This window comes from Flavobacterium xinjiangense, from assembly GCF_900142885.1.
GTDB classification, from domain to species: Bacteria; Bacteroidota; Bacteroidia; order Flavobacteriales; family Flavobacteriaceae; genus Flavobacterium; species Flavobacterium xinjiangense.
The window spans coordinates 216588-228764 of sequence record NZ_FRCL01000004.1; the positions used below are offsets into that span (position 1 = coordinate 216588).

Genomic DNA, 12177 nt, shown 5'->3' on the forward strand with positions numbered 1-12177 from the left:
TATTAACTATATTTGTTAGTTTAAAATAAACATGAAATACAGTGCATTATTTATCTTTATTCTTTTATTTTTTACAATCCCTTCTTTTTCCCAAAAAGAAGCAGCAAACTGGTACTTTGGTGTAAAAGCTGGTTTAGATTTCAATTCTGGAAGTCCCGTAACTTTAACAAACGGTCAACTAAATACTGCAGAAGGATGTACAACTATTTCTGATAAAAATGGCAATTTACTTTTTTATACGGACGGTTCTATTGTTTATGACAAATCACATCAAATTATGCCCAACGGATATGGCTTATTAGGGCATAACTCAAGCACGCAATCAGCGATTATTGTTCCAAAACCGAACAATCCCAATTTGTATTATATTTTCACAGTAGATCAACCACTTCCCGCAAATATAGATGATGACCCCTTAAATAATGAAGACCCGCCTAATAATGGATTAAACTATTCCCTAGTTGATTTAAGACTGAATAATGGTTTAGGAGACGTATCCACTACTGAAAAAAACATACCTCTTATAACCTACGATGTAAATAATGCTGAAGATGTAAAATTCAAATGTTCCGAAAAAATTACGGCAGTACAACATGGAGACGGAGTTTCTTTTTGGGTAATCACCCATTTTAAAAGCACTTTTTTTTCCTTCAAAATAAGTAATCAGGGTGTTGATAAAAAACCTATCCAATCAAATACGCCACTAAATATACCTACAGGTGGTTACCTTTCAAACGCAATTGGATATTTAAAAACATCGCCTAATGGAAAAAAAATTGCTATCGCAAATAGTGCTTTAAAGCCCAATGATGATTTAGGCCCAAAAAACAATGTAATTAGAAATACAGGCAATGTATGGCTATTTGATTTTGATGCTTTAACTGGAAAAGTAAGTAATGGGATTTCAATTCTTAATGGATCAAATCCTTATGGATTAGAATTTTCAGCTAGATCTAAAAAGTTATACGTGACTACAAATCTATTTAGCAATGATGATGTCTCTCTAGGAAGTTTGTTAATTCAGTATGATCTTAAAAGCTCTAATATTATTGGATCAAAAACCACAATAAACTCTTCGACAAATGTTGCTGGTGCCTTACAATTAGCTCTCGATGAAAAAATATACCGTTCTGGATATGCATTTGGAGCTGATAGCAGCAATAAGTTATCGGTAATTAACAATCCCGAATCAGATGGATCCAGTTGTAATTTTCTACAAAACCAGATAGATTTAGGTACAGGAAAAACTAAATTAGGCTTGCCTCCCTTTATCACCTCTTTGTTTTTATATGCCTTCAATTATGAATTCAATTGTTTAGGACAGGCTACACATTTTTACATCAATTCTGTCGAAAAAATAGATGCTGTTATTTGGGATTTTGGAGATGGTGCAACTTCCAGAGACCGAGATGCATATCACACCTATACAAAAACTGGTGATTATAAAGTAACTTTAATAAAAACTGTAAATGGGGAGGATAGAGAACCCCTCGAAAAAATAATTACTATATATGATGTTCCCAAAATACTTGCAACGACTTATAAATTAATTCAATGCGATACGCAAGATAGCTTATCTACAGATGGCCTAGCCATGTTTAATTTAGCTCTTGCTAATGATCCAATTAGTTTAGGCCAAAAAGAGTACGAGGTATATTATTACCATAGTAAAAGTGATGCAGATAATGACATTACAAATTCCCTATCAATACCCCAAAATTACAGAAACACTATTCCTGACGAGATTCTATTTGCAAAAGTAACTCAACCCAACTCATCCTGCTACAGTATTGGATCAGTAATGTTACATGCCAATAAAAGTGTCCTATTATTACCTGAAGCAATGCATGAATGTGATCTGGACAATGGAAAAGGTTTGTTTGATTTAAAACAGAAAAAAACTTTAATAAAAGCTGAATTAAAATTGCCTTCAGACGTGCGGTTGTTTTTTTATGCTACTGAAGATGATGCATCATTAGGAAGGAATGAACTCGAAGAACAATATGCTTCAATTTCAAAAACAATATTCATTCGAGCTGAAAATGATCAAGGCTGCTATGGAACGGGACATTTTGAAATTATTGTAGAACCAACACCAAAAGTTTCTATTTTAGAAAATAGAATTTTATGTGAGGGTGCAACCAATACTTCTATAGTATTAGATTCTGGAATAACAGCTCCCGCAACCACAAGTGATTTTACCTATTTTTGGTCTACAGGTGAAACAAGTCCAACAATATTAGTAAATAAAGAAGGTGAATATAGTGTTATTATAAAAAATAAATTTGGTTGTTCTACAACTAGAAAATGCATTGTGACATTATCTTATTTAGCCAAAATAAATAATATAATAATTCAGGATTTACAACCGCTAAACCAAGTGATAATTGAAGTAGCTAATCCAACCGATTACAGGTATATGATATATTTTGAAAATGGAACAGAAACTCCTTTTCAAAATTCACCTATTTTTGAAAACATACCAGGCGGTTTTCATGAATTAATTGTCGAAAACAAAAATGGATGTGGTCAAAAATTAAAAGGTTTTGCCGTATTAGATGCTCCTAAATTTTTTACTCCAAACGGCGACGGATACAATGATTACTGGAATTTAAAAGGAATAAATTCCATTTTATATAAGAATACGGCTATATATATTTTTGACCGATATGGAAAATTACTCAGACAATTGTCTCCCTCAAGTCAAGGTTGGGATGGAATTTATAATAGATCAGCAATGCCTTCAGATGATTATTGGTACACTGTAAAATTAGAGGACGGAAGAGAAGCTAAAGGCCATTTTAGCTTGAAAAGATAATCAAACTCAAAGTAAAAAACATCTATACTTCCCGCTTCTCTCAACATAAAAAAATACGTAGTCGGGATTCAAAAAAATAAAATAGTAAGAAAAAATAACCATAAAAAAAGCCATTCTTTCGAATGGCTTTTCTTTTATAAAATATAAAATTAGATTTTAAATCTTTTTCTATCAGTTTCAGTCAAATAGATTTTTCTCAAACGAATAGATTTTGGTGTAACCTCTACATATTCATCTTTTTGAATGTATTCTAAAGCTTCCTCTAATGAGAAAATAATCGGAGGAATAATCCTTGCTTTTTCATCATTTCCAGATGAACGAACATTCGATTGTTTTTTCTCTTTAGTTACGTTTACACACATATCATCACCACGAGAGTTTTCTCCAATTACCTGACCTTCGTAAATTTCGGCATTTGGTTCAACAAAAAACTTACCACGATCTTGCAATTTATCAATAGAATAAGGAATAGCTTTTCCTTTTTCCATAGAAATCAAAGAACCTTTGTTACGTCCAGCAATTTCTCCTTTGTAAGGTTCGTATCCGATAAAACGGTGTGCCATAATAGCCTCACCTGCAGTAGCAGTAAGCAATTGATTACGCAATCCAATAATTCCACGTGATGGAATATTAAATTTTACAATCATACGGTCACCTTTAGTTTCCATACTTAGCATTTCACCTTTACGCATAGTAACGAACTCAACCGCTCTTCCAGAAAGTGTTTCTGGTAAGTCAATTGTTAATTCCTCAATAGGCTCACATTTTTTACCATCAATTTCTTTGATAATAACTTGTGGCTGACCAATTTGCAATTCATAACCTTCTCTTCTCATTGTTTCAATAAGAACAGACAAGTGAAGTACACCACGACCAAAAACCATAAACTTATCAGCTGAATCAGTTTCACCCAATTTCATTGCTAAGTTTTTCTCTAATTCTTTTGTCAAACGGTCTCTAATATGACGAGAAGTTACAAATTTACCCTCTTTACCAAAGAATGGAGAGTCATTAATAGTAAACAACATACTCATAGTAGGCTCGTCAATATCAATTGTTTTCAACGCTTCCGGGTTTTCAAAATCAGCGATAGTATCTCCAATTTCAAATCCTTCAACACCTATAATTGCACAAATATCTCCAGCAATTACTTCTTGTACTTTCTTACGACCAAGTCCTTCAAAAGTATGAAGTTCTTTAATTCTAGATTTCATTATTGTACCGTCTCTTTTTACTAATGAGATTGGCATCCCTTCTTTCAATACACCTCTTTCAAGACGACCAATAGCGATACGACCTGTAAAAGCAGAGAAGTCTAATGAAGTAATCAACATTTGTGGTGTTCCTTCAGAAACTTTAGGAGCTGGTACATTTTCAATAACCATATCCAACAATGCTTCCACATTATCAGTTACGTTTTCCCAATGGTCAGACATCCAGTTATTTTTAGCTGAACCGTATACTGTTGGAAAATCCAACTGCCACTCTTCTGCTCCTAATTCGAACATTAAGTCAAAAACTTTCTCATGAACTTCCTCAGGAGTACAGTTTTCTTTATCAACTTTATTAATAACAACGCATGGTTTCAAACCAAGGTCAAGTGCTTTTTGTAATACAAAACGAGTTTGAGGCATTGGGCCTTCAAATGCATCCACAAGTAAACAAACTCCATCAGCCATGTTCAATACACGCTCTACTTCACCACCAAAATCGGCGTGACCAGGAGTATCGATAATGTTGATTTTTGTTCCTTTGTATACTACAGAAACATTCTTTGAAGTAATGGTAATACCTCTTTCACGCTCTAAGTCGTTGTTATCAAGGATTAAGTCACCTGTGTTTTCGTTGTCACGAAATAACTGACAGTGATACATAATTTTATCAACCAAAGTTGTTTTACCGTGATCGACGTGGGCAATAATTGCAATGTTTCTAATAGATTCCATCTGTGATTTTTAATGGGTGCAAAGGTACACTTTATTTTGATATAAAAAATATTTATGCAATAGTTTACATATTGTTAACGCATTACATTAAAAATAAAGGAGCAAAAAGAGACAAAATAAGTTTCAAGTGTTGATTAGTATTTTAACATTATTTCTATATATTTGAGTAATGAAAAACAAAACCAATCAAATAACACTAACTTATATCCTCATCTCTTTATTTGTGGCAATCATTTGCCATAAATTATTACAAAATTCAACCTACGACACTAATTACCAAAACTATAACTTCATAAAAGATTTACTATTTATAACCTTTACTGGAATAGCCTACAAATTAATTTTATCAAAAAATGACAATCGGAACTCTGAAATTTTTGAAAAACTTAAAAATACAAACGATGAAATTAAAGAGTCAAACGAAAAATATGACATTGTAGCTAAAGCAACAAGCGATACTATATGGGATTGGAAAATACAAGAAGACAGTTTGACTTGGAACAAAGGAATCGAAGTGATTTTTGGATATTCGCAAGATGAAGTTGGCAGCAGCTCCACATGGTGGTTTGAAAAAATCCATCCAGAAGACAGTATTAAAATGTCCATTAAATTATATTCATTTATAGAACAAAAAACCGAAAATTGGCAAGATCAATATCGTTTTAAATGTGCCAATGGTTCCTATAAATATGTTTTAGACCGAGGATTCCTCTTAAAAGATGAGGAAGGAAAAGCAATACGAATGATTGGTGCGATTCAAGATATTACAAAACAAAAAGAAGAAGAACAACGCCTTAAATTATTGGAAACGGTTATTACACAGAGCAAAGATTCTATAATTATTACCGAAGCAGACTCCAAAAATACCCGGATTCCTAAAATAATTTACGTAAACCCAGCCTTTTCGATTATGTCCGGATACCATTCTGATGAAATTATTGGAAAAACACCTAATATTTTCAAAGGTCCGAATTCTGATCAGCAAGAATACAAAAAATTAATCAGCGCCTTAAAAAAGAAACAAGAGTGCCTAATTGAAACTATAAGTTACAAAAAGAATAAAGAAGAGTATTGGGTACGTTTCTCGATGGTACCAGTCTACAACACTGAAAACGAACTCTCACACTGGGTTTCAATACAAAGGGACGTTTCTGAGGAAAAAAAACAAGAAAAAGAAAAAGAGCAATTGATTCGAGAATTAACACAAAATAACAAGGACTTAAAGCAGTTCTCTTATATTACATCACACAATCTCAGAGCCCCATTATCTAACCTGACCGGTCTTTTAAACTTAATCGAAGACATCCCCATTGAAAATCAAGAATTAAGTGAAATCATAAACGGCTTTAGCAAATCAACCCATTTATTAAATGACACCATCAATGACTTAGTAAAAGTCATTATCATTAAAGACAATCCTTCTATAAAAAAAGAAGATGTACCACTAAATGAAATCTTTGAAAACGTATTTAGTCAATTAAGTTTTCAAATCGAACTACACAAACCCATAATCAAGCTTAATTTTGAAAAAGTTTCTGTTTTAAACACTAATAAAGCTTATTTTGAAAGCATATTGATTAATCTATTAACAAATTCTCTAAAATATAAATCCGAAAGTAGAAAACTCAAAATAACCATTACAGCCAATCAAACTGATGACACTGTTTATTTAATATTCAAAGACAATGGGATAGGAATTGATTTAGAAAGAAATCGAGATAAAGTTTTTGGACTGTATCAAAGATTCCATAATTACCCTGACAGTAAAGGATTGGGATTATACTTAGTCAAATCACAAGTCGAAACCATGGGAGGCACCATTAGCATTGATAGCGAAGTAAACAAAGGAACTACATTCACATTAACATTCAAAAACAAACAATAATGTTAGAGCAAATATTATGCGTTGATGACGACCCTATAACACTTATGTTATGTAAAAAAGTTATCGTTAAAGCTTCCTTCTCCAAAGAAATTATCACTTCACAAAATGGCGAGGAAGCCCTTCAATACTTTAACACCTTGAAATACGCTAATACTGAACACCCAACAAAAAAGCATCCTCAGTTAATTTTTCTGGATTTAAATATGCCTGTTATGGGAGGGTGGGAATTTCTCGATCATTTCAATAGCTTGGAGTTTTCAGAATTTAAAAACATAAAGGTCATAGTACTCTCCTCTACAATAGACCCGGAAGACATTGAAAAATCTAAAACCTATCCAATGGTAATTGATTTTCTATCGAAACCAATTACCTCAACCATGCTTGAATACTTAAAAAACAAACTCTAAAAATAGTAAGTTATACCTGAAAACTTAAAAATACAATCCAATAAAATACATATAAAAAAAGCTCCCAATACAATTGGGAGCTTTTTTTATGTGCAGATAAATTATAGTAATTACAATTTAGCAACGTGTTTCGTTAATTTAGATTTTAAATTAGAAGCTTTGTTATCATGAATGATGTTTTTCTTAGCTAATTTATCAATCATAGATATTACATTTGACAATTTAGAAGTAGCGTCAACTTTATCAGTAGCTATTCTTAATGCTTTAATTGCATTACGAGTAGTTTTGTGTTGGTATCTGTTTAATACTCTTCTCTTTTCGTTACTTCTAATTCTTTTTAGAGCTGATTTATGATTTGCCATTTTACTTTATTTTTTTTTAATTGTAATAATTGTTATAAACTATTAGTTAAAAAAGAAAAACCTCCCACAATTGTTAATCAATCACTTTGGTTTTAACTAATAAAACAACGATTGGAGACACCAACCTCTGTTTTACAAAACTTATTTACAACTAATTGTAGTCCGTAAGGGAATCGAACCCCTGTTACCAAGACGAAATCTTGGCGTCCTAACCCCTAGACGAACGGACCATTATCCTCCTAAGTTTTTATCAATATAAATTGAATTGTAGCCCGTAGCGGAATCGAACCGCTCTTACATGGATGAAAACCATGCGTCCTAACCGATAGACGAACGGGCCATTTTTCCTTCTAAGTTCAGGAAAACTTTAACATGCAAAAAAATAGTAGCCCGTAGCGGAATCGAACCGCTCTTACATGGATGAAAACCATGCGTCCTAACCGATAGACGAACGGGCCCTGCTTCTCTAATGCGGATGCAAAAATACAACTATTTTTGAAACGTACAATAGTAGATGCGAAAAAAATTATTTTTTTTTAATATGCCTTCGCAAACAAGACTCTTCCTATGGACTCACCACCAGTAAAGACACAGCTTCCCGCCTCTTCTACTCTATCCAAAGGAATACATCTGATGGTCGCTTTAGTCAAGTCTTTAATCTTCTCTTCAGTAGCTGCAGTTCCATCCCAATGAGCTGATACAAAGCCTCCTTTAGTGTCTAAAACTTGCTTAAATTCATCAAAACTATTTACTTCAGTAATGTGCGTATTTCGATAATTTAATGCTTTTTCAAACAATTCTTTTTGAATTTGCTCTAATAAATCGCTGATATAAGTCACAATTCCATCTTTAGAAACAACTTCTTTTGACAATGTATCTCTTCTTGCAACTTCAAAAGTTCCATTTTCCAAATCTTTAGGACCAACAGCAATCCTAACAGGAACTCCTTTTAATTCCCATTCAGCAAACTTAAATCCTGGTTTTTGAGTTGTTCTGTTGTCGTATTTTACAGAAATATTCAATTTCTTAAATGCTTTCACCAAAACATCTACTTCAGCCGTTATAGCTTCTAGTTGTTCATCTGTTTTATATATAGGAACAACAACCACTTGAATTGGCGCCAAATTAGGAGGCAAAACTAATCCTTGATCATCAGAATGCGTCATTACCAGAGCTCCCATCAAACGAGTTGAAACACCCCAAGAAGTTCCCCAAACATGTTCTTGTTTTCCTTCGGCATTGGCAAATTTAACATCGAATGCTTTAGCAAAGTTTTGACCTAAAAAGTGAGAGGTTCCGGCTTGTAATGCTTTTCCATCTTGCATCAAGGCTTCAATACAATAAGTTTCTTCTGCTCCGGCAAATCGTTCTGTTTCAGTTTTAACACCTTTTACAACTGGAATCGCCATGAAATTTTCAGCAAATTCAGCATATACATGCATCATTTTTTCAGATTCCTCAACAGCTTCTGCTTTTGTAGCATGAGCAGTATGACCTTCCTGCCATAAAAATTCTGCAGTACGCAAAAACAATCTTGTTCTCATTTCCCATCGAACCACATTTGCCCATTGATTAATTAACAACGGTAAATCTCTATAGGATTGCACCCATCCTTTGTATGTAGACCAAATAATAGCTTCACTCGTTGGCCGAACGATTAATTCTTCTTCCAATTTCGCATTAGGATCAACCATAAGCTTACCTGGCTTATCTGGGTCATTTTTTAATCTATAATGAGTAACAATCGCACATTCTTTTGCAAATCCTTCCGCATTTTTCTCTTCTGCCTCAAACATGCTTTTTGGAACAAATAAAGGAAAATAGGCATTTTGATGACCTGTTTCTTTAAACATTCGATCCAATTCCGCTTGCATTTTTTCCCAAATTGCATAACCGTAAGGCTTGATTACCATACAACCTCTTACACCTGAATTTTCGGCTAAATCAGCCTTGACAACCAGCTCGTTATACCATTTTGAATAATCTTCTGATCTTGTAGTTAAGTTCTTACTCATATTGAATAGTTTGGCACAAATTTTGTTTTAATTATTTTAACTAAATAGTTCCGCAAAACTAACTATTTTTGTATTGTCCAACAATAAAAAACCCCATAGATATGAAAACTAGTACTTTTTCCTTCAGAAATGCATCAATTTATTATATTGTTGGGTTTTTGAGCATTCTCTTGTCCTCTTGTGGCTCCTATCAAAACAGCTCTTATTACGATAGAGACGGTATATATGGAACTACTGAGACTGAAAATATTCAAAGAGAGCCTCAAGTTGGCACAAACAATCGCTATAAGGATTATTTTAGTTCTTTGCAAAATGACAATCAGTCTACTCAAATTTTCACTGATATTGATAGTTACAATGATTCAAATCAAAACAATCAACAAACTAGTTCCGGCTACAGCGATTGGGGAAGTAATTATCAAAAAGCGGATATAAATATTTATCCAAATCAATGGGGTCTTTCGTTAGGATATGGATATGGCTCGCCTTATGGATACGGATATTCAAATTACGGTTATGGGTATCCTTATGAATATGGATATTCAAATTACGGTTATGGCTATCCTTATGGATATGGTTATTCTAGTTTCGGCTGGGGATTTCCTTATTATGGGTTTGGATTTGGATACTCAAATTACGGATATCCTTATTATGGTGGTGGATATTCATCCGGATATTACAACAATAACAATTATTCTTACAACCCGAGCAGAAGAGGCTCTAATTATTCGAACAATATAAATAGCACCCGAAACTATAGCAACAACAGAAGCTCAAGTGATTATTCTCAAAACCAAGTAAATGGCACTAGAGGAGGAAACTATAGAAATTCTCCTTACAACAACACTAGAACAAGTCCTACGTTTTCTAGAAACCAATTTCAAAATCAAAACAATTCTAGCTATACACCCAGCAGAAGATCAAATACAACAAACTCTCGCAGCGATAGCAATACCAGAACCTACACGCCAAGCCCTAGAAGCGACTCTAATTCATCCTCAAGATCATACAGCCCTTCAAACTCTGGCAGCAGCAGTGATGGTGGCAGATCATCGGGAGGCGGAGGAAGAAGAAGATAATTTTTACTTTAAATTGAATATAAAAAACAAATTTAAGCTGATATAAAATGAAAAAAATTTTATTCCTATTACTAACTGGCTTCACTTTTACTGCAGCTCAAGCACAAGAGATAACGGATGCCATGCGATATGCACAAGACAACTTGAATGGTACCGCCCGTTTTAGAGCTATGGGTGGCGCTTTCGGAGCACTTGGTGGCGATTTATCCTCTTTAAATATAAATCCTGCCGGTTCAGCAGTTTTTTCAAATAATCAGATAGCGGTAACTTTAAGCAGCTACAATACAAAAAATAATTCAAATTATTTTGGTACAACAACCTCTGAGAAAGATAATTCCTTTGATTTAAATCAAGCGGGAGGTGTTTTTGTTTTTAAAAACGGAAACCCAAACAGCAATTGGAAAAAGTTTTCTTTAGGCGTGAATTATGATAACGTAAACAATTACAATAATTCAATATTTTCCGCAGGAACTAATCCAACCAACTCAGTTGACGGCTATTTTTTGAGTTATGCAGATGGAATTCCATTAAGCAAACTAAGAGACTCTAGCTATAGAAGTTTAGATAATGGAGCACAACAAGGATATTTAGGATACCAAGGATACATCATAAATCCAGTTGATCCCAATAACAATAACAACACCCAATATACCTCGAATGTTCCTGCCGGAGGAAATTACTATCAAGAAAATACAGTAATAACAAACGGATACAATGGGAAATTATCTTTTAATGCCGCTACGTCTTACAAAGACAAACTATATATAGGACTGAACCTAAACTCTCATTTTACAGATTACAGACAATCTTCGAGTTTTTACGAAGACAATAGCGCTCCGTTAAGTACTGATTATACCGTTACAAGATTGCGTTTTGACAATGAATTATACACATACGGAACTGGATTTTCATTTCAAGTGGGCGCTATTGCAAAAGTTACTAATGAAGTTCGCTTAGGACTGGCTTACGAATCATCCACTTGGTATCATTTGAGTGATGAATTTTCTCAAAAACTGGTTGCAGTAAGCAGTGCAGCAAACCAACCAGATACAAATGACGTTGTAGATCCTCAAGTCACAAATCTATACGAACCTTACAAGTTACAAACACCCAGTAAACTGACAGGAAGTTTTGCTTATGTTTTTGGCAAATCCGGATTGATAAGCTTTGATTATGCGATGAAAGATTACAGCAACACCAAATTTAAACCTGAAAATGATTCGTATTTTAATAGTGTAAATAATTATATGAGTTCCGTTTTAGATAAAACTAATGAAGTAAGAGTGGGTGCCGAATATAAAATTAACGCTTTGAGTTTAAGAGCGGGTTATCGATACGAACAAAGTCCTTATAAAAATAAAACCACCGTTGGTGACTTAACTGGCTATTCAGCAGGTTTAGGCTATAATTTTGGTTCAACCAAGGTAGATTTGGCTTATTCAACTGCAGAAAGAAGTTCACAACAAGGTTTTTTCAATCAAGGATTCACTGATGGTGCTAATATTAAAACTATGAATAACAATGTCTCTTTGACTTTATTATTTGAATTGTAATATCTAAAAAACAATGTCCAAAATCCGTTTCGTTATTATGAAACGGATTTTTTTAGCCCTAATAGCAGCGGCATCCTTTTTCTGGCTTCTTTAGCCAGGAAAAGATAGAGCG

8 protein-coding genes and 3 tRNA genes are annotated in these 12177 nt (G+C 33.6%); 5 read left to right on the forward strand and 6 right to left on the reverse strand.

Annotation, left to right across the window (positions count from 1 at the left end):
- Positions 1 to 31 precede the first annotated feature (31 nt).
- Positions 32 to 2818 (forward strand): T9SS type B sorting domain-containing protein, encoded by a 2787-nt coding sequence (locus BUC23_RS06630; RefSeq protein WP_073207375.1) that lies wholly within the window; start codon positions 32 to 34, stop codon positions 2816 to 2818.
- Between the two features lie 149 nt (positions 2819 to 2967).
- Here BUC23_RS06630 and typA read toward each other — a convergent pair whose 3' ends face one another.
- Positions 2968 to 4764 (reverse strand): translational GTPase TypA, encoded by a 1797-nt coding sequence (gene typA / locus BUC23_RS06635; protein WP_073207377.1) that lies wholly within the window; start codon positions 4762 to 4764, stop codon positions 2968 to 2970.
- Between the two features lie 169 nt (positions 4765 to 4933).
- Here typA and BUC23_RS06640 point away from each other — a divergent pair, with 169 nt between their 5' ends.
- Both BUC23_RS06640 and BUC23_RS06645 read left to right on the forward strand, forming a co-directional pair.
- Positions 4934 to 6649 carry a PAS domain-containing sensor histidine kinase gene (locus BUC23_RS06640; protein WP_073207379.1) on the forward strand — a complete coding sequence of 572 codons (1716 nt, stop codon included), beginning with the start codon at positions 4934 to 4936 and terminating at the stop codon, positions 6647 to 6649.
- Positions 6649 to 7056, forward strand: a complete 408-nt coding sequence (locus BUC23_RS06645; RefSeq protein WP_073207382.1) for a response regulator — start codon at positions 6649 to 6651, stop codon at positions 7054 to 7056. The genes BUC23_RS06640 and BUC23_RS06645 overlap by 1 nt, the downstream gene beginning before the upstream one ends.
- A 110-nt stretch (positions 7057 to 7166) precedes the next feature.
- Here the strand turns inward: BUC23_RS06645 and rpsT are convergent, their stop codons facing one another.
- The 5 genes from rpsT to proS all read right to left on the reverse strand — a co-directional run bounded on the left by rpsT (position 7167) and on the right by proS (position 9433).
- Positions 7167 to 7418, reverse strand: a complete 252-nt coding sequence (gene rpsT / locus BUC23_RS06650) for a 30S ribosomal protein S20 (RefSeq protein ID WP_073207384.1) — start codon at positions 7416 to 7418, stop codon at positions 7167 to 7169.
- 158 nt (positions 7419 to 7576) lie between these two features.
- Positions 7577 to 7648 (reverse strand) — tRNA-Glu (locus BUC23_RS06655).
- A 38-nt stretch (positions 7649 to 7686) separates the two neighbouring features.
- A tRNA-Glu gene (locus BUC23_RS06660) sits at positions 7687 to 7758 on the reverse strand.
- A 46-nt stretch (positions 7759 to 7804) separates the two neighbouring features.
- Positions 7805 to 7876 (reverse strand) — tRNA-Glu (locus BUC23_RS06665).
- 78 nt (positions 7877 to 7954) lie between these two features.
- Positions 7955 to 9433 carry a proline--tRNA ligase gene (proS, locus tag BUC23_RS06670; protein WP_073207387.1) on the reverse strand — a complete coding sequence of 493 codons (1479 nt, stop codon included), beginning with the start codon at positions 9431 to 9433 and terminating at the stop codon, positions 7955 to 7957.
- A 101-nt stretch (positions 9434 to 9534) separates the two neighbouring features.
- Here proS and BUC23_RS06675 point away from each other — a divergent pair, with 101 nt between their 5' ends.
- Complete coding sequence (locus tag BUC23_RS06675; protein ID WP_073207390.1) at positions 9535 to 10512, forward strand: hypothetical protein; 978 nt, start codon at positions 9535 to 9537, stop codon at positions 10510 to 10512.
- Positions 10513 to 10559: 47 nt separating this feature from the next.
- Entirely contained in the window at positions 10560 to 12065 is a 1506-nt protein-coding gene (locus BUC23_RS06680) for an OmpP1/FadL family transporter (RefSeq protein ID WP_073207393.1), read from the forward strand.
- Positions 12066 to 12177 lie beyond the last annotated feature (112 nt).